At 35.9% G+C, this 20,247-nt stretch carries 18 protein-coding genes; 5 read left to right on the forward strand and 13 right to left on the reverse strand.

The window, feature by feature from the left end:
- Window positions 1–140: 140 nt before the first annotated feature.
- Window positions 141–716: a TIGR00730 family Rossman fold protein gene (locus GQ593_RS01865; RefSeq protein WP_160430365.1), complete on the forward strand. Its 576-nt coding sequence runs from the start codon at window positions 141–143 to the stop codon at window positions 714–716.
- 61 nt (window positions 717–777) lie between these two features.
- Here the strand turns inward: GQ593_RS01865 and fruA are convergent, their stop codons facing one another.
- The 12 genes from fruA to GQ593_RS01925 form a co-directional block, all read right to left on the reverse strand.
- Window positions 778–2,469 carry a PTS fructose transporter subunit IIBC gene (gene fruA / locus GQ593_RS01870; protein WP_160430366.1) on the reverse strand — a complete coding sequence of 564 codons (1,692 nt, stop codon included), beginning with the start codon at window positions 2,467–2,469 and terminating at the stop codon, window positions 778–780.
- A gap of 9 nt (window positions 2,470–2,478) precedes the next feature.
- Window positions 2,479–3,414 carry a 1-phosphofructokinase gene (fruK, locus tag GQ593_RS01875; protein WP_160430367.1) on the reverse strand — a complete coding sequence of 312 codons (936 nt, stop codon included), beginning with the start codon at window positions 3,412–3,414 and terminating at the stop codon, window positions 2,479–2,481.
- Window positions 3,415–4,620 (reverse strand): fused PTS fructose transporter subunit IIA/HPr protein, encoded by a 1,206-nt coding sequence (gene fruB / locus GQ593_RS01880; RefSeq protein ID WP_160430368.1) that lies wholly within the window; start codon window positions 4,618–4,620, stop codon window positions 3,415–3,417.
- A gap of 225 nt (window positions 4,621–4,845) precedes the next feature.
- Window positions 4,846–5,850 carry a catabolite repressor/activator gene (gene cra, locus GQ593_RS01885; protein ID WP_160430369.1) on the reverse strand — a complete coding sequence of 335 codons (1,005 nt, stop codon included), beginning with the start codon at window positions 5,848–5,850 and terminating at the stop codon, window positions 4,846–4,848.
- A 190-nt stretch (window positions 5,851–6,040) separates the two neighbouring features.
- Window positions 6,041–6,796: an ATP-binding cassette domain-containing protein gene (locus GQ593_RS01890; protein ID WP_160430370.1), complete on the reverse strand. Its 756-nt coding sequence runs from the start codon at window positions 6,794–6,796 to the stop codon at window positions 6,041–6,043.
- Window positions 6,793–7,764: an iron chelate uptake ABC transporter family permease subunit gene (locus tag GQ593_RS01895; RefSeq protein WP_160430371.1), complete on the reverse strand. Its 972-nt coding sequence runs from the start codon at window positions 7,762–7,764 to the stop codon at window positions 6,793–6,795. The genes GQ593_RS01890 and GQ593_RS01895 overlap by 4 nt, the downstream gene beginning before the upstream one ends.
- Window positions 7,754–8,713 carry an ABC transporter permease gene (locus GQ593_RS01900; protein ID WP_160430372.1) on the reverse strand — a complete coding sequence of 320 codons (960 nt, stop codon included), beginning with the start codon at window positions 8,711–8,713 and terminating at the stop codon, window positions 7,754–7,756. Before GQ593_RS01900 ends, GQ593_RS01895 begins: the two co-directional genes overlap by 11 nt.
- Before the next feature lie 8 nt (window positions 8,714–8,721).
- Window positions 8,722–9,675, reverse strand: a complete 954-nt coding sequence (locus GQ593_RS01905) for a siderophore ABC transporter substrate-binding protein (protein ID WP_160430373.1) — start codon at window positions 9,673–9,675, stop codon at window positions 8,722–8,724.
- 218 nt (window positions 9,676–9,893) lie between these two features.
- Window positions 9,894–11,348, reverse strand: a complete 1,455-nt coding sequence (glnG, locus tag GQ593_RS01910) for a nitrogen regulation protein NR(I) (protein WP_202115338.1) — start codon at window positions 11,346–11,348, stop codon at window positions 9,894–9,896.
- Between the two features lie 11 nt (window positions 11,349–11,359).
- Window positions 11,360–12,409 carry a nitrogen regulation protein NR(II) gene (gene glnL / locus GQ593_RS01915; protein ID WP_160430375.1) on the reverse strand — a complete coding sequence of 350 codons (1,050 nt, stop codon included), beginning with the start codon at window positions 12,407–12,409 and terminating at the stop codon, window positions 11,360–11,362.
- Window positions 12,410–12,484: 75 nt separating this feature from the next.
- Complete coding sequence (glnA, locus tag GQ593_RS01920; RefSeq protein ID WP_160430376.1) at window positions 12,485–13,894, reverse strand: glutamate--ammonia ligase; 1,410 nt, start codon at window positions 13,892–13,894, stop codon at window positions 12,485–12,487.
- A gap of 328 nt (window positions 13,895–14,222) precedes the next feature.
- Window positions 14,223–14,720: a DUF4952 domain-containing protein gene (locus GQ593_RS01925; protein ID WP_160430377.1), complete on the reverse strand. Its 498-nt coding sequence runs from the start codon at window positions 14,718–14,720 to the stop codon at window positions 14,223–14,225.
- Window positions 14,721–14,872: 152 nt separating this feature from the next.
- On the opposite strand from GQ593_RS01925, the gene GQ593_RS01930 reads away from it, so the two are divergent.
- From GQ593_RS01930 to gpsA, 3 genes are read left to right on the forward strand one after another with little or no spacing between them, the layout of a single operon-like run.
- A complete protein-coding gene (locus GQ593_RS01930) occupies window positions 14,873–15,313 on the forward strand; it encodes a rhodanese-like domain-containing protein (RefSeq protein ID WP_160430378.1) in 441 nt (146 codons plus the stop codon).
- A 25-nt stretch (window positions 15,314–15,338) separates the two neighbouring features.
- Window positions 15,339–15,809 (forward strand): protein-export chaperone SecB, encoded by a 471-nt coding sequence (gene secB / locus GQ593_RS01935; protein WP_160430379.1) that lies wholly within the window; start codon window positions 15,339–15,341, stop codon window positions 15,807–15,809.
- A gap of 43 nt (window positions 15,810–15,852) precedes the next feature.
- Window positions 15,853–16,866, forward strand: a complete 1,014-nt coding sequence (gene gpsA, locus GQ593_RS01940; protein WP_202115339.1) for an NAD(P)H-dependent glycerol-3-phosphate dehydrogenase — start codon at window positions 15,853–15,855, stop codon at window positions 16,864–16,866.
- Between the two features lie 69 nt (window positions 16,867–16,935).
- On the opposite strand, the gene GQ593_RS01945 is transcribed toward gpsA, so the two are convergent.
- A complete protein-coding gene (locus tag GQ593_RS01945) occupies window positions 16,936–17,910 on the reverse strand; it encodes an ornithine cyclodeaminase family protein (RefSeq protein ID WP_160430380.1) in 975 nt (324 codons plus the stop codon).
- A 190-nt stretch (window positions 17,911–18,100) separates the two neighbouring features.
- Between GQ593_RS01945 and aas the strand changes: the two genes are divergently transcribed.
- Window positions 18,101–20,242 carry a bifunctional acyl-ACP--phospholipid O-acyltransferase/long-chain-fatty-acid--ACP ligase gene (gene aas / locus GQ593_RS01950; RefSeq protein ID WP_160430381.1) on the forward strand — a complete coding sequence of 714 codons (2,142 nt, stop codon included), beginning with the start codon at window positions 18,101–18,103 and terminating at the stop codon, window positions 20,240–20,242.
- Window positions 20,243–20,247: the final 5 nt, after the last annotated feature.

Consider the following 20,247-nt stretch of genomic DNA (forward strand, 5'->3'; position numbering starts at 1 on the left):
CAGGCAGAATATTAACTATCTATAACAACAATGTCAATCTATAAAACACCAAATAGCATCAACTGCTCAGCTTGTAAGCAAATCAGGCGATTAGTGTGTTAAAATAATGAGTAAGTGACATAACAGGTAGAATAAAATTGATGAAAAAAAATATTTGTGTTTTTTGTGGTGCAAGTGAAGGAAGCCGCCTAGAATACCGGACTCATGCTGAACAATTAGGTAAAATATTAGCGGAGCAACACAGGCGTTTAATCTATGGTGGTGGTAATAAAGGCTTAATGGGTATTATTGCTAATGCAGTCTTAGCTCATGGAGGCGAGGTAATTGGTATTATCCCTGAACGTTTAGTCAAAGCCGAAACGGCTCACCACGGTATCACTCGTTTAGAAGTGGTAGATAATATGCATCAGCGCAAAGCAAGACTGTCTGAGCTTGCCGATGGCTTTATTGCAATGCCGGGCGGAACAGGTACGCTAGAAGAGGTTTTTGAAGTCTGGACGGGTATGCAAATCGGTTATCACGAAAAGCCGGTAGCTTTATTTAATCCAGCTGAATTTTGGCAGCCTATGCTCAATTTTTTACAACATGCTGTGAACGAGGGGTTTGTTCGAGATAGTTTTTATAAAACATTAATCGTTTCGGAAGATCCGAAATCTATGCTACAACAAATAGATCACTTTATTCCTAGAGATTTACAACGTTGGATAAAAAAATAACGTATTGATGATAAAAAAATCGCCATCAAATGATGGCGCTTTTTTTATTTATATTTCAGAATTAAGCTACAGCTGTAGATTCTAACTCTGGTTGTTTAATAAATGCATAAGCCACACCAGCAATAACAGAACCAGCCACAATAGATAACAAGTAGCCACCTACTGGTTTAACCACGCCAGGAATGGCTAAAGCGAATAACCCTCCATGTGGCGTCATTAATGTTGAACCAAAAGCTAACGCCATGCCACCAGTAATTGCCCCACCAATAATACAACATGGGATAACACGTAATGGATCACGAGCAGCAAATGGAATTGCCCCTTCCGATATAAAGCATAAACCTAATACCAATGAAGCTTTACCACTCTCTTGTTCAGTTTTAGCAAATTTTTTGCGTGCAATAAGTGTTGCAATGCCCATCGCTAAAGGTGGAACCATACCCCCCGCCATAACTGCCGCCATTGGTGCATAAACTTGTGCTGAAATTAAACCTGTACCAAATGCATAAGCAACCTTATTAATTGGCCCACCCATATCAGTACACATCATTCCCCCTAAAATAGCCCCCAATATAACAGCATTGGCAGTACCCATTGAATTTAACCATACTGTTACAACGTTCATTAACCATGCAATCGGGGTACCAACAATAAATTGCATCACAAGACCTGTAATAAGCGTTGCAAATAGTGGTACGATTAGTATTGGCTTTAATGCCTCTAGCGTTTTTGGTAATGGTAAATATTTTGTGATTAATAGCGCCAAATAACCTGCAAAATAACCAATAATAATCCCACCTAAAAAGCCTGCGCCAGTCGATACGGCAAGTAAACCACCCACAAGCCCCGGTGCAAGCCCAGGTCTATCCGCAATAGAATAAGCAATATAACCTGAAAGCAATGGCACCATAAGTGAAAAAGCAAGCCCTCCAATTTGAGCTAAATGCGGTTCACCAATTAATTTTTGCACCCCATCAACCATTTCAAACGAACCAAAAGCAAATGAAAGTGCAATAATCAAACCACCTGCAACCACCATTGGTAACATGTAAGATACGCCGGTTAATAGATGTTGATAAACACCTTTTTTATCATTGCTTGATTCAGTTTTTGCAGCATTTGCAGGCTGATAAACCGTTGCTTCTTCAAATGCTTTATCAAATTCTTGTGCTGTTTTTTTCAGGGCTGGTCCTGTTTTGGTGCGATAAAGTTTTTTACCTGTAAATTTGCTTAAGTCAACATCGATATCGCAAGCTGCGATAACTACATCGGCAGAAGCGATTTCTTCTGGTGTTAATTCATTGCCAACACCGACTGAACCACGAGTTTCAACTTTACACCACCAACCCCGTTTTTTGGCTTCTTCTTCAATCGCTTCTGCAGCCATAAAGGTATGTGCAACCCCTGTTGGACAGGCAGTAACAGCAACAATGCGTTTTATACCATTATTTGGCGTTGATGTTGGTGCCACCTCAGCAGATTGTTCATAAACACTCGCTTTACTTTGTGCATCAGTTAAAATCTGTTTTGGATTAGCAAAAAGCTGATTTAAGTCTTCAATAACATAAACTTTTTTACCCACCACTGATTTATCACTGATGGTCCCCGAACCGACAGCAACAATAACATCTGCTGATGCCGCATTTTCAACTACGTTTAAATTTAAGGCATTTGCCGCTAAAGCTAATTCTGCTTTAGCTAAACGTCCATTAACTGGACCTGCATGACTACCTTCAATAATATATATATTCATGAATACTCCTTATGCAGCAATTATTTCAATTTTTTCTAGCATATTATTTACAGCTTGGCGCTCAGCGATACCCACACCAGCCTGTCCAACCGATAAAGCCGCAACACTTGATGCAAATACTAAAGTGTCTTTAATTGATTGCTCAGTGATTAAACCATATATTAAACCAGCGACCATTGAATCACCGGCACCCACAGTGCTAACTACTTGGCATTTAGGTGGTTTTGCTAACCATGCTTCATTTTTAGTGACCCATAATGCACCTTTACTTCCAAGCGAAATAATGACATTGTCAACGCCACCATTAACTAATTCCATAGCAGCATTTTTTACATCATCGAGTGTAGATAATTTGCGACCTATCCACATTTCGAGCTCTTTATCATTTGGTTTAATTAACCATGGTTTTGCTTTTAATCCTGCGACCAATGCATCTCGACTACTATCGAATACAATTTTTGGACAAATCGCTTTAACTTGTTCCATCCAATTTGTAAATTTATCAAGTGATACCCCAGCAGGTAAACTACCGCTAATAGCAACCATATCAATGTCTTTTAACCATTCAAGCGAGTTTTTTACAAAGCTTTGCCAGTCTTGCTCACTAATAGTAAAGCCAGAAAAATTTAGATCGGTCACTTCGCTATTTTCTTCGGTTAATTTGACATTAATACGTGTACGACCGTCAATTGTTTCAAATTTATCAACCACATTTAATGATTTAAATAATAAATTAAAGCCATCACGGTTTTCTTTACCTAAAAAACCACCAACGGTTAATTGAACATCTAAATCCGACAAAACTTTAGCAACATTGATGCCTTTACCAGCAGCTAGTAATGCATTGGTTTGGACTAAATTAACATCGCCAAGCTCTACTTTTGGGCAAAAACCTAAGAGATCATAAGCAGGATTTAAGGTGATTGTTGCAATACGATAAGTCATTTAAACACCCTCACCTAAACCGCTTTCAATCGCTTTGCCAATTGCTTCAAGCGCTTGTTCGGCATCGTCACCAACGGCAGTAAATTGTAATCGACTGCCTTTTTTGGCACCTAGCGCAACAATTTTCATTAAGCTCGTTGCACTTACTGCTTCACCTTTACCATCTAAATTAGCAACGGTGACTTTACTGTTGAATTCTTTAACGAGTTTAACTAAAACAGACGATGGACGAGTATGTAAACCATTCTCGTTAGGAATAATAAATTCTCGACTTAATGATTCATTATTCGATTCAGTAGCTGTCGACTCATTTGTAGAGGTCGATTGAATTCCTGATTTATCAGCACCTCCTGTCGTTTCAGAGCCAGATAAAAGAAGATTGATAAACCCATCGCTATTTGCTGATAATAGTAATGCTAATTTTTGGTTAAACACTAAAGTTGCAATGTTATTTACAACCTCAGAAACAGAATCATCAACGACTGACATGGTGATAAGTAACTTAACTGGCTTACCATCTTCATTAAGATTACTAGTGGTACGACTAATTGCTATAGCATTTTTTAAATTACCTTCTTTACTATCATTTAACCAAACACCATCACCTAGGTAAGTAGGTTTATTATCTAATACTTCAGTAATAAAACTTGTATTGACAGCATTTTGCTGTTTTAAACGCGATGCATTTAATGCTTGTAGTGTTGATAAACTATCAGCAGGAATATCCAATAATAATGCAGATTCATTTACTGTGAATTGACTATCTTCTAGACTTGTTTTGCCGGTTAAAATGGCAATTGCTTCGTCCGCCGATTGAATTTTTCTGATGCGCTCCTCTACCCCATCAGCCCCAAGTACGTGAGTTAGTTGACGAAGTAATTCTAGATGCTCATCAGAGCTTGCGGCAATACCAATTGCAAGATAGGCCTTTTCACCATCATCCCCCCATTCAACACCATTAGGAAAACAAAATACTTGTACCCCTGTTTTTTTGACCAAATGACGTGTTTTTGTTGTGCCATGGGGAATAGCAAGACCGATACCTAAATATGTCGCCGCTTGAGTTTCTCGTTCAAGCATGCCATCGACATAACCTTCTTCAACAAATCCTGCACTCGTTAAGGCTGTAGCAATTTTTTTTATCGCTTCAGTTTTATTGGTAGCTTGTTCATTTAAATGAATGTTTTCTTTAACTAAATGAAACATATAATAAATACCTCTGGGTTAAAATGTTGGGTCGACTAAAATGACTCAGCAAATATAAATCCTTGAATTAACATTATTGAATCGTTTCAGCAATAATGAATAAATTAATATCAATTATCAAATAAATTATGTCTATTAATAAGTAATTTGTGATCTGGATCTTATTTTTTATCTAAAATTTAAACTGTTTTAAAACCAATATTGCGTTTAGTGCCTATCAATATCTTAACGGCTTAAGCTACCTCGATAGATCAATCTCCTCGGAATTATTGTCGTACCCGATTGGTAATTTTCATTATGCAGATAGTTTAAAAACAGTTTTATTGTTATATTCGCAACTTCTTTATGATCTTGTGCAAGCGATATGACTTTACATGGTAAAAAATCTAACAACTCATTATCGCCAAAGGTAGCAATAGTTAAAGTATCGGGTAAATGTCCAAATTTTCTTAAAATTGCATCAATACTTCCTTGTAATAAAGAAAAGGAAGTAGTAAAAATGCCATTAGGCATCTCATGACTTTCTAACCATTGGCTAAAGGCAAAATCAGCATCTTGACGACTATAGTTATTTGCATATAAAAAATCAATTTTATTGCAATTATTAAGCTGGATATCTTTAAAGCCATCTAGACGAAGTTGACTAACAGACAAGTCTGGTAAAGCCCCAATATAAACCGCTGAATCTTTTACAAAATTATTAAATGCTTTGGCTAGTGATTTAGAATCCTGTCTATCCGCCCCTACAATATTTCTAAATTTAGAGATGGATAATATTCGATCAAGTGCAAATAATGGAATCTTTTCGTTTTGCCAGTTATCATAAAAAAGATAATCCTGCGCAGAAACAAATGACGATGAAATAATTAAAGCATCTACTCGGCGTTGCTGAAGATGCTTAACGCACTCTTTTTCGATGTGTGGATTATCTTCAGAACATGCTAATAATAACTGATATCCTTCTTTTCTTACCAGCTGTTCTAAATAATTAGCGATGCGGGTATAACTGTTGTTTTCTAAATCAGGAATAATAAAACCGATAGTACGGGTTTTACCAGCTCTAAGTCCTGCTGCTACGGCATTAGGTTGGTAATTATGCGCTTTTACCACCGACATGACTTTTTCAACTGTTTTGTCACTCACGCGATACTTTTTGGCTTTTCCATTAATCACATAACTTGCTGTTGTTCTTGAAACACCCGCCAAAAGAGCGATTTGTTCTAATTTCATAACACTATCTCAGCTAAAATATAGTTAGTTATTTAACCTGAATCAGAATAATTTGTAAAGACTGATTCTAATGTCTACTCAATAAGTTAGCTATATTTTATGTTTTGCAAAAAGCCTAAATACAAAAAGGGTTGATTCAAAAAAATAGGATTTCGCCAAGTCCTATCAATAACAATAAGCACATTAGTCATTAGTAATAAATAGCAATATTTTGATCATGGACATGTTCAATTTTGACTGGAGTATCAAATATATCTTCTAAAATAGTCGCATTCATAATCTGTTGTGGGCTACCTTGGTATATTAGTTCGCCATTTTTCATGGCTAAAATGTAATCTGAATACACTGATGCAAAGTTGATATCATGAATAACAATCACAATTGTTTTACCCAGTTCATCGGCAGCACGGCGCAACTGTTTCATCATAGCAACAGCATGTTTCATATCGAGATTATTGAGTGGTTCATCAAGTAATACATATTCAGTATCTTGGCAAAGTACCATGGCAACATAAGCTCGTTGCCGTTGCCCACCTGATAATTCATCTAAAAAACGCTCTTTATATTCGGTAAGATTTAAAAAATCAAGGGCACGATGAATATGGTTATAATCATCAGCATTTAATCGACCTTTGGTATAAGGGTAACGTCCAAACCCGACTAACTCAAAGACAGTCAATCTACTGGTAAAACGGTTTTCCTGCCTTAATACGGATAAATAGGTGGCAAGTTTATCACTCGGTGTATTTACAACATCCATATTTTGGATTTTAACTTGCCCTTCGTCAGCTAATAAAAGTCGACTGATAATCGATAGTAACGTCGATTTACCCGCACCATTTGGACCAATAATGGCAGTAATGCCACCTTGTGAAATGGTCGCACTGACATTTTTTAGTACAGGTATTGTTTGATAGTTTTTACTAACATTAGCAATTTTTATCACATCCTAACCTTTTTTAATAATAAGAAAATAAACAAAGAACCACCAATAAATTCAATCACAATGGATAATGCACCAACCATATTTAATACTCGCTCTAAGAGCATTTGCCCACCAACAAGAAAAATAATACCTAATAAAAAAGCAGTAGGGAGTAAAAAACGATGTTGGCTTGATCCACTAATACTATAAGCTAAATTAGCAATTAAAAGACCTAAGAACGTAAACGGTCCAACTAATGCTGTTGATATCGACACCAAAACAGAGACTAGCAACAAAATAATAGTGATATTTTTTTGGTAATCAATACCTAAATTTATTGCATTATCACGCCCCAAAGCTAGCACATCAAACTTAAATCGCATTCGCCATAAAAATAGACCAATAATAGTTGCAATCACCAATGAAAAGATGATCAATATAGGCTCTGCGCGTGTAAATGTCGCAAAAATACGACTTTGTAGCACAGCAAATTCAGACGGCGTCATCAAACGCTGCAATAAATTAGAAAAACTACGGAATAATGTACCTAAAATGATACCAATTAATAACACCAAATGTAAGTTTTGCTTGAGCTTAGTAAATAAACCTCGATACAAAAATAGAGAGAATAAGATTAATAACAGTGATTCAACTATAAATTTGCCAACAATACCGATATAAGGAATGCCTTGTGAATCAATAAAAAAGATCACAACAGTTTGAATGAGTACAAATAGAGATTCAAACCCCATAATTGAAGGAGTTAAAATTCTATTATTAGTGATCGTTTGAAAAAGCAATGTTGATGTTGCTGCCGAGAAAGCAACTAAAATCATAGTTAGCATAATCCATGTTCGATGGATCAAAATGTAACTGATATTGCCCTTTAGGCCAAAGACCATAAAGCAAATTACGCAAATTAGCGCAATAATAAACAATAAAAATACTCTTTTTTGGCATAAACAATGGCGTTTTTGGCTAACTAACATGGCGTTTTCGACTCAACAATATTAAAAAAATAATAGCACCAACTACACCAAGAATTACGCTAACAGGAATTTCAAAAGGATAGCGAATAATACGTCCAATAATATCGCAAATTAAAACTAATCCACTACCAAATAAACAGATCCATGGAATGGTTTTACGGACGTTATCACCAAATAATAAACTAACAATATTGGGCACAATCAATCCTAAAAATGGTAAAACGCCAACTACCACAACAACAATACCACCGATTAATGCAATAACAATCAGTCCAGTCAACATAACACGGCGATAATTAAGTCCCACATTGATCGAAAAATCTCGACCCAATCCTGCCACAGTAAATTGATCTGCGCTCCAACAAGCGAGTAATGTCAATCCGCCGACCAGCCATAATAGCTCATAACGACCTTGTAAAATTCCAGAAAAATCACCTGATTCCCAACCACCAAGTGATTGTAACAAATCAAAATACATAGCAAAAAATGTGGTAATTGCGCTAATAACAGATCCTAACATAATACCAATAAGTGGTACCATCAAAGTAGATTTAAAAATTACTTTTCGAGAAATTGCCATAAAAATCATTGTACCAATCATGGCAAATAAGCTGGCAATAACCATTTTAGTCATAACACTTGCGCTAGGCGCTAAAACCATCATTACTAATAAGCCAAGACTAGCAGATTGAGTTGTACCAACCAAAGAGGGTTCAACAAAGCGATTTTGTGTTAGCAGTTGCATAATTAAACCAGCAACACTCATAGCACTGCCAGCTAATAATAAAGCAGCTGTTCTAGGTACGCGGCTTACAAAAAAAATCTCGCGCATATTGCTATCTGACCACAGTTCAAATAGCGTTACATGCCCTGCACCAATAAATAGACTTATTGCAGTCATTATCAATAAAATGAAAATGCCTGCAATAAAATAAAACGACTTAACCATGAGTCACATCAATTTGTTGATGTTTTATGTAAAGCTTCACTAATTTGATCCATCAAACGACTATAAGTTTGAATACCGCCTGCGATATACATTGAAGTTGAATCTAAATAGATAACATGTTGATTTTGCCATGCCGCTGTTTTTTCAATTAAGTCATTACTTAGTACTTGCTGTGCAGATTGTGCTTCTTTATTACCTATTGCACTATCTCTATCTAATACAAACAACCACTGCGGGTTAACACTTAAGATAAATTCAGAGGTCACCGCATTACCATGACGTCCAGCTTCTTGAAATGTGGTTGCAGGTTTAAAACCAAGTATATCAAACACAAAACCAAAACGAGATTTTGGACCATAAGCAGACATTTTACCACCATTAACCATAATGACTAATGCACTTCCGGCAGTGCTTGTTTTTGGTTTTAGTTGTTCAATTTTTTGATTAAAATTAGTAATAAGCTTTTTAGCTTCATCTTGCTTATTAAAAATAGTGCCTAATTGCTCTGTTCTTTGCGTTAAACTACCTAAAAAGTCTTTTGAGTCAATATCTAAAGAGATCGTTGGAGCAATGTCATTTAATTTTTTATAAGCATCATTAGCGCGACCACCAGCAATAATAACATCAGGCTCAATTGTGCTTAATACCTCATAATTTGGTTCAAATAAGGTCCCAACATTAGTATAGGTTTTATCGCTATATTTAGATAAAAAATCAGGTAAATGTACATCAGATTGCGGAACAGCCGAGACAGGAATATTCAAAGCATCAACAATATCAAGTGTTGCAATATTAAAAACAACGACTTTTTTAGGATTTTCAGGTACATCAGTTTTGCCTTGAGCATGTTCAACGGTAACCTTTTTCACAGGTGTTTGCTGTTCTTTTTTATTATCACATCCAACTAAAACAAGTAATACAGTAAGTAAAACTAAAAATTTTACTTTGATATATGAATACATTATAGCTCCTAATTATCAGCCTAAATAAAAAACCAAAAAATGATAATTATAATAATTATCATTTACATTATGATTGTAACCAAAAAATAAGTAGGGTTCAATGAACTTTAAATTTTTAACAACGCAATATGCTATGAAAGATGGGGTAAATAGTTGTAAAATGAATAAATAGCTTAAAAAGCTATCGATTCATTCGATAGCATAATGAATATTGGCAGTTATAGGCCGCTATTGGGATCAAGCGATAACTCTTTAAGTTTTCGAGTCAATGTATTACGTCCCCACCCTAATAGATGGGCAGCATCTTGTTTATGACCACGAGTAAAATTCAGTGCACTTTTTAATAAGATACATTCAACTTCATTTATTACTTCAGTTAAAATGCCAATTTTACCTTCTATTAGAGCTTGTTTTGCCCATTGTTCTAATAATATTTTCCAATCAGCCTCTTGTTGAGAAACATGGTCGGCAGGTAAAGTAATGTTATCATTTTTAACACATGTTTTGGCTGTTGGTAACTGTAACAACTCTGGCGGCAAATCTTGAACCAAAACCTCTTGATTAGAAGACATCACCGTAATCCAACGACAAGTGTTTTCAAGCTGGCGCACATTACCAGGCCAATTAAATTGGCATAAGACATCTAATGTTTCTGGGTTTAGTATTTTACTTTCTACCCCAAGCTCTTTTGCCGTTGTATATAAAAAATGTTCAGCAAGTTTTGGAATATCTTGTGCTCTATCGCGTAAAGGTGGAAGTAATATACGAATCACATTTAAACGGTGAAACAAGTCTTCTCTAAATTTTCCTTCTCTTACTCTTGCCTCTAAATCTTGATGTGTAGCAGCAATAATACGCACGTCAACTTTGACGGGCGAATAGCCGCCAATACGATAAAACTGTCCATCAGCAAGCACTCTTAATAACCGCGTTTGTACATCAAGTGGCATATCACCAATTTCATCTAAAAATAAAGTCCCTCCATTAGCTTGTTCAAAACGCCCATGTCTAATTTGAGCCGCACCAGTAAATGCGCCTTTTTCATGTCCAAAAAGCTCAGATTCAATCAAATCCTTAGGGATTGCCGCCATATTTAATGCAATAAAAGGAGATTGAGAACGAGGGCTATGGGTATGTAATGCCTTAGCAACCAACTCTTTACCTGTTCCTGACTCACCATTAATTAACACACTAATAGAAGATTTAGATAATCGACCAATAATACGAAACACTTCTTGCATTGAAGGCGCTTCGCCAATAATACTTGTCGATGCTTTTACTGTAGTATTATGGTTAGTTTTGTTACTTTGAGTTTGTAAAATAGCCCGTTCAACAAGCTGAATAACTTCGTCCACATCAAAAGGCTTAGGAATATAATCATAAGCGCCTTTTTGATAGGCATTTACTGCCGCATCGAGATCGGAATGAGCAGTCATAATGATAACAGGTAATTCAGGCAATTTTTCTTTAACATAATGAAGCAATGTTAAACCATCAATTCCTGGCATTTTAATATCTGAAATTAATACCGATGGCTTTTGAGCATAAGTAACCAAGGCATCCATCACCTCTTGACCTGTCGAAAAACTGACACAATTTAAATGAGCATTAGTTAATGCTTTTTCTAGTACCCACCGAATAGAGCTATCATCATCAACAATCCAAATATTCATTTTAATATACCTCATTGCCTAATTGGCAAATAGACACAAAACGTGGTATGCCCAGGCCAACTATTAAATTCAATTTTACCATGATGTTGATCAACAATATTATGCGCAATTGAAAGCCCAATACCTGTACCGCCTTCATAACCGCTCACCATAGGATAAAACAAGGTATCTTGTATATGAACAGGTACACCGGGTCCGGTATCTTCAACATCAATACGAGCACACAAACGATAACGCTGTCCATGTAAAGTAACCTGAAAAGCCGTTCTTGTCCTAATGATAATTGTGCCGGAATTAGAACCGATGGCCTGTAAAGCATTACGCACAATATTCAAAATTACCTGCTCTATTTGTTCTGAGTCATGAATAAAATCAGGTAGACTTGGATCATAATCACGTAGAATTTCAATATTGACTGGTTTTTCTAAACACAACAAAGCATAAATACGTTCTATTGCTTGATGTATACTTTGTTCTTTTTGTTGCAATCGTTGTTGTGGCCCTAATAATCTATCTACGAGATTTCGCAATCTATCTGCTTGCTCAATAATAATTTTTGTATAATCTTGCAATTCATTGTTCGGTAATTGTCGTGATAATAACTGCGCAGCCCCTCGAAGCCCACCTAGTGGATTTTTAATTTCGTGAGCAAGTCCACGAACCAATTCGCGAGCGGCACTCTGTTGAGCTTGTTGTAATTGTTCTTGGCTAAGACGCTTGTGATTATTTAACGGCACCATTTCAATTAATATTCGACCATTACCTAATAGTTGAGCTGTCAGCGATAAAATATGTAACTCATTATTAATAACTAAATTGACTTCATTATCTGTAAAACCTTGATTTTGTGCTAATGTACTAAGCATCAAATCAATATCTAAAGAGAAATACCCCAATAAATCGGGAAGATAACTTTCTAATAATTTTTTAGAACTTTGCGCTAACAACTGCTGCGCGGCAGTATTGACATAAAGAATATTAAGTTTGGTATCAAGTAATAAAATACTTGTAATCATAGAATCGAGAACAAGATTAGCATCAGATTCATTATTAAATGTCATCGTTGGATTTCCGTCCTGATCAAAAACCACCGCTAACAAGCGGTGGGTAAAACGTTAAGTTATATAAAAAATAATTTATAGACTATAGTACAATTCAAATTCAACTGGATGTGGCGTCATACGTACACGATCAACATCTTGACGTTTTAAATCAATGTATGCATCAATAGTATCATTAGTAAAGACATTACCACGCGTTAAGAATTCACGATCTGCATCTAATGCATTAAGAGCTTCTTCAAGCGAACCCGCGACTTGAGGAATTAATTTAGATTCCTCTGGTGGTAAATCGTATAAGTTTTTATCCATCGCATCACCAGGGTGAATTTTATTGATAATACCATCTAAACCGGCCATTAACTGTGCAGCAAATGATAAGTATGGGTTTCCAGCAGGATCTGGGAAGCGAACCTCAATACGACGTGCTTTAGGGCTAGTCACAACAGGAATACGAATTGAGGCAGAACGGTTACGTGCAGAATAAGCAAGCATAACTGGCGCTTCATAGCCCGGTACCAGACGTTTATAAGAGTTAGTTGCAGGGTTAGTAAATGCATTGATGGCTTTAGCATGTTTAATAATACCACCAATATAGAATAGTGCCATTTCAGACAGACCTGCATATTTATCCCCAGCAAATAAATTTACACCATCTTTCGCTAATGATTGGTGACAATGCATACCGGAACCATTATCACCAAACATTGGTTTTGGCATAAAGGTCGCTGTTTTACCATAAGCATGAGCCACATTTTGTACGACATATTTATAGATTTGCACTTCATCAGCTTTTTTAGTTAGCGTATTAAAGCGACAAGCAATTTCGTTTTGACCCGCAGTTGCCACTTCATGATGGTGAGCTTCAATCACTAAGCCAAGCTGCTCCATAATTAAACACATTTCAGAACGGATATCTTGTGATGAATCAACAGGTGGAAGTGGGAAATATCCACCTTTTACGCCTGGACGATGCCCTTTGTTGCCTTCTTCATATTTTGTACCAGAATTCCATGCCGCTTCAATATCATCAATATGCACAAAACTACCAGACATTGGCGAACCAAAACGGACATCATCAAATAAAAAGAATTCTGGTTCTGGTCCAAAAATAACAGTATCGGCAATACCTGATGATTTTAGATACTCTTCGGCACGTTTAGCGATTGAACGAGGATCACGATCATACCCTTGCAACGTTGCTGGCTCTAAAACATCACAACGGATATTTAATGTTACCTCTTCAAAAAACGGATCGATAACAGCACTGGATGTATCTGGCATTAACACCATATCTGATTCATTAATACCTTTCCAACCTGCAATTGATGAACCATCAAACATCTTACCATCTTCAAAAAAATCGTCATCAATTTGACTAACAGGAATTGTAACGTGTTGTTCTTTACCTTTTGTATCAGTAAAACGTAAATCAACAAACTTAACATCATTTTCTTTAATTAGTGTTAAAACTTTTAGTGTAGACATTTATATTCTCCATGTAAGAACAAATAATTTAATTATTCTGTATAAAAAGCAATGTTTAAAGATAATTGGCTATCATTCATCTATATAAAATAAATTATATGCAAATATGATGCCAATTCTCCAACGATACATTTATGAAGCAAGCGTTCAAAATAGTAACATGGTTAACAATATTGCACCATAATAGTTAGATAAGCACCAACTTGATGCACCAAAATCATTCATAATACTTCTACAGTCGTTTAATCGTCTAAATCGACAATATTTACACTTGAATTTATGATAAATTACCAGGCTGCAGATCAGCTGCCGAATAATACGTCCAAAACTATACTGGAGATCTATCACCAGAGACAATTAAGTAAAATGTTACCTTATCCCGATCATGTTCAATGGTTTCTTCTGAAACCAATACAACATAATAGTACATATTATCTTTTGGATTAATTATCGTTACATTCTGACCGCCCATTTCCCAATGGCAACAAATCAACTTAAGTTCAGTTACTCCCATTTTCTGAGTTAAATACTCTTGAGCTTGTTTTACATCTTTCCCTTCTATTTTATAAATGGCTTCAATCGATCTTGTTTGCCCATAATCATCAACATCACAACGTTCATATTGAAAATAATCCGGTGCAACATCATCAAATTCACGTAAAAAATCACGGCAAGTCAAATCTGGATCATAACTCGAAGGTTCAATAAGTGAAGCATGTTTTTCACCACTAACTTGCTCTAAAACTACACCGTAATTACCATTAGCAATCACAGATGAAACCAAAAAAAATAATAAAAATAGCAAGATAGTCACTCTAAATTGCATCAATATTTTTCCTTATATCCAACACATTTTATAACCTTTTAAAATAAAACAATTTACTATAAATCAATTTTTCAATTATTGGCACTATATTTCATCACGCAATATCGCTATAATCTCTTCTTATATTGAAAAAACTAGGTAATTATACAAGTATGGACTTTATTACTCTCGAAATTCTACCTTTTGTAAAAAATCATCTTTTACTCTCATTGGGTTGGATTGTGCTGTTTATTGCAATCATTGTACTAACCATTAAAGGTAAGCTATCTAAAGTTAAAATTATCAATAATGCTCAAGCAATCCATATGATTAATAAGCAAGGAGCTGTTATTGTTGACATTCGTTCTGCAGATAGCTTTAAAAAAGGACATATCACTGACTCTCACAATATTTTACCTATCGATATTAAAAATGCGAGCGCAAAAATAATTGAAAAATTTAAAGAAAACATCGTTATTTTAATTGATGAAAATGGTTTATCATCAGCAGGTATAGGTGAAATACTTGTCAAACAAGGTTTTTTAAATGTCTTTACTTTAAAAGACGGGATTGCTGGATGGAACGGCGAAAATTTACCACTAGTTAGAAAATAATATTATTCACAAATAAGGTTTTATCATGACAGAACAAAACAATACACAACAACCGGAAACACAGTTTGCTATTCAACGTATTTATACTAAAGATGTGTCGTTTGAAACTAATAATGTTCCAGAAATTTTCACTAAACAATGGCAACCGGAGTTAAATCTTGAATTAAATTCATCTTCACAAGTTTTAAGTGAAAATGTCTACGAAGTTGCACTTCGTGTCACTGTAACTGTAAAACAACAAAACGAAGTTGTGTATATTTGTGAAGTGACTCAAGCTGGTATTTTTTCACTTGTCGGATTTGATGAAAGCCAAATTCAACATTGCGTTGGCGCTTATTGTCCAAACATTTTATTCCCTTATGCGCGTGAAGTTATTTCGAGTTTAGTCAATAAAGGGACATTCCCGCAGGTAAATTTAGAGCCAGTAAATTTTGAAGCATTATTCATTAATTATCTTCAACAACAGCAAGCTGAATCCACAGAAACATTGCAATAATTATTGTCTTTTAGTGAATTAACAATACATTTATTGGGTTATTATGAAAAAAAATGCTGTAGTAACAGTAATTGGCGCAGGATCTTATGGAACCTCTTTAGCTATTTTACTAGCACGAAATGGCCATTCAACTTTATTATGGGGGCATAACCCGAATAAAATGGCCATTTTGCAGCATGATAGGCAAAATAAGCAATTTTTGCCAGATATTCATTTCCCAGATCTATTACAGATTGAAAGTGATTTAAAAACAGCAGTTTCAGCTGCACCCATTTTACTTATTGTGGTTCCAAGTCATGCGTTTGCAAACATTTTGACTGAAATTAAGCCTTTTTTACGTCAAGATACAAAAATTGTTTGGGCAACAAAAGGGCTTGAAGTGGATACCGGTCGCTTACTACAGGATGTAGCGAAGGAAATTCTAGGCGATAAAATTCCACTCGCGGTTATCTCTGGCCCCACATTTGCCAAAGAAGTCGCTTCCGGATTACCTACAGCGGTGACTGTGGCATCAACAGATGAACATTTTTTAAATCAACTACAAACATTATTCCATTGCAGTAAAAGCTTTCGAGTTTATAGCAGTAAAGATTTTATTGGTGTGCAACTTGGTGGTGCAATCAAAAATGTGATTGCTATTGGTGCTGGATTATCGGATGGACTTGGTTTTGGCGCCAATGCCAGAACAGCATTAATTACGCGTGGACTTGCCGAAATGATGCGATTAGGGGCAGTATTAGGCGCAGATCCTGCAACCTTTATGGGAATGGCGGGACTAGGCGATCTGGTTTTAACCTGCACCGATAATCAATCTCGTAATCGTCGGTTTGGCATGTTACTTGGTCAAAACAAATCAATTCAAGAAGCGCAAGAGGCCATAGCTCAAGTTGTTGAGGGTTGCAAAAATACAAAAGAAGTTTGGTTACTCGCCCAAAAATATCATGTTGATATGCCAATCACTGAACAAATTTATCAAATCCTTTATGAGCATAAAGATCCGAAACAAGCAGCGATGGCACTACTTGGACGTTCACAAAAAGCAGAACTAAAAAGCTAGTTTTATACTAAAACACCTAGCTACCTGAAACTTTTTGACAAAAAATCACCTTAATCCCACGAGCAATTACTATAAATACGTGCCTATTCCTTTTTCTTTGGCTTTAAGATAGATATCGTAACCAATATACACATCTAATACTGCGGTTCCAACCGTTTTAAACAACGTAATTTGTTGATCATTTTGGCGACATAGCATTGGATTTTGCACTAAATCTCCTAACTCCAGAAAGTCGTTTTTCGACACCAATTTTTGCTTAATTGGATCAATAATATCGCCAGCTTCAGCAAACACGCCCTCTTTAGTATCAACCACTCGAATATTAGCTTTTTCAACAATGTTCTTTGGAATTTCGTGCATCTCTGGTGTATAAGCACCTACACCATTAATATGTGTACCGGGTTTTACTTTATCACCATTAAACGTCACCACTTTTGATGTTGTGACCGAAGTGATAATATCTGCTTGGCTAATCTCCTCATCCAAATTTTGTGAAAAATAAAAATTAGTCGAAAAATGAGCAAAACGGTGTTTCATATCAATCGTAAATTGTTTTGCTTTTTGAGTATCAATATCAAAAATAGCTACATCATTAAGTGAGCGAACAGTTAACATTGCTTCTAATTGGGATATCGCTTGCCCGCCTGTACCTATTAACACAGCTCGACTGGCATCTTTACGAGCCAATAAATCAGTTGCTGCACCTTGCATAGCACCTGTACGGAGCTGAGTGACAAAGGTACCATCTAATATGGCACAAACTTCACCTGTTTGTGGATCTAACATTAAAACTTGAGCAGGAACTGATGGTTTGCCCAATTTTGGGTTGTCAGGAAATACTGAGACAATTTTGATACCCACAATATCGCTACCTTTAATATGTGCGGGCATAAATAAGCATTGACCTTTTTGCATATCAAAGTTGATTCGTAATGGCACATCACTGTTTCCTTGGGTATAGATTTTCAACGCTTGTTTATCCGCTGCTATCGCTTCTTTCATGGTATAAAATTTTTCAATATCTTTGTGCGTTAAAATGAGCATGCTTGTTCCTTATTAGTTTTTCATATTTATTTTACACTTTAGTATCTATTATCTATTTTTTAAATCAAGAATCATTATTAATTAAAACTTAACCATCTATTTTATATAACAAAATTATCATCCCTTGTATATTCTTTGCATTTTCACTATCATTACATGGTGCAATTTTGCACGATAATTGAGAAATCAGATGCTATTTACAATATTAAGATTTTGTTTAAAGATTTTATTCCATGTCAAAATTAAGGGTAATTTAGACAATTTAAAACAAAATAGACTCCTTATTACACCTAACCATGTATCTTTTCTTGATGGTATTTTAATCGGTGTTTTTTTGCCAATAAGGCCTGTTTTTGCTATTTATGCAGGTTATATTAACCATTGGTTAGTCCGTTTAGCAAAGCGTTATGTTGATTTTGTGCCTATGGATCCATTGAGTCCAATGGCAATTAAGCGATTAGTTCGCGAAGTTGAAAAAGGCCGTCCAATAGTCATATTCCCAGAGGGAAGAATTACTGTCACTGGCTCATTAATGAAAATTTATGATGGTGCTGCTTTTGTTGCAGCCCGTTCTCAAGCAACAATTGTACCTGTCTGGATTGAAGGAGCTGAATTTACTTTAACCAGTCGTTTAAAAGGATTATTTAAACGTCGTTTATTTCCTAAAATAACCATTCATGTGCTTGAGCCAACATCTATAGCTATGCCTAATGCACCTAAAGCGAGTGAAAGACGTTATATTGCAGGCGAAAAACTTCATCAAATTATGATGAATGCACGTATGGCAAGTCGCCCCAAATTAACGCTATTTGAAGCTTTGCTTGAAGCGCAAGTCCGCTATGGTGTCAAATCGCGAATGGTGCAAGACCCAACAACTCATGAAGCATCTTATCGTAATTTATTAAAACAAATCATTGGTGTTAGCTGTATTGTTGCAAAAATTACTCAGAAAAAAGAACGTGTTGGCGTCTTACTGCCTAATGCAACTATTACCGTTGCAACAATTTTTGGCTTATCGGTTAAAAACCGAATTCCAGCTATGCTCAATTATACTGCTGGTACCAAAGGGCTGACTTGTGCAATTGCAGCTGCTGAAATTAAAACTATCATTACTTCACGCAAATTTATTCAAAAAGGGAAACTTGATCATCTTCTGGAACAAATAAAAGATGTTAAATGGTGTTTTCTTGAAGATCTACGTAACAGTTTAACCTTTAAAGATAAACTTTATGTTGCAGTTCATCAGTATATCCCTCGTTTGGTTAAACGCTCTCAATCAAGTGATGACGAGGCTCTCGTGTTGTTTACGTCGGGTTCAGAAGGTAATCCTAAAGGTGTTGCTCATAGTCATGGTAGTTTGCTTGCTAATGTTGAGCAAATTCGAACTGTTATCGATCCAACTCCGGCTGATCGCTTTATGTCCGCACTACCGTTATTCCATGCTTTTGGTATTACTGCTGGATTGTTTTTACCTCTGTTTTCTGGTAGTCGCACATTTTTATATCCAAATCCATTACATTATCGTATGGTGCCTGAAATAATTTATGATCAAAATTGCACTGTCTTATTTGGTACGCCGACTTTCTTAGCAAACTATGCTCGTTACGCACATCCATATGATTTTATGCGTTTACGCTATGTTGTTGCTGGTGCAGAAAAATTATCAGACACAGTACGCGAGCAATGGAAAGATAAATATGGCATCCGTATTTTAGAAGGCTATGGTGTTACTGAGTGTGCACCCGTAGTGGCACTTAATGTTCCAATGGCGTTTAAAGCCGGTACAGTAGGTCGATTATTGCCAGGCATGACATCAAGATTAATTCATGTGCCAGGTATTAGCGAAGGCGGTCAATTGCAAGTTAAAGGCCCTAATGTGATGAAAGGCTATTTACGTGTTGAAAATCCAGGCAAACTTGAAGAACCAATTGCAATCGATGAAAATGGGCAATCCGAAAAAGGTTGGTATGACACTGGCGATATCGTTGCTATTGATAACGAAGGCTTTGTCACAATTAAAGGACGCTTAAAACGATTTGCTAAAATTGCAGGAGAAATGGTTTCATTAGAAAGTGTTGAAGCCTTAGCAAAAAAAGTCGACATTGATGCCATGCACGGCGCAACAGTTAAAGCCGATGCAGCAAAAGGAGAAGCTATTGTTCTATTTACTACTTCGACAAAATTAAATCGAGAGCAACTTAACCAAGTGTCTCAAGAACTTGGTATTCCTGCATTAGCTATTCCTCGTGATATCCGTGTAGTTAAAGAATTACCATTACTTGGTACAGGTAAAATCGACTTTATTACACTACGAAAGATGGCTGACGAATAAATAAA

The organism is Gilliamella sp. Pas-s25 (assembly GCF_009795885.1).
Lineage (GTDB): Bacteria > Pseudomonadota > Gammaproteobacteria > Enterobacterales > Orbaceae > Gilliamella.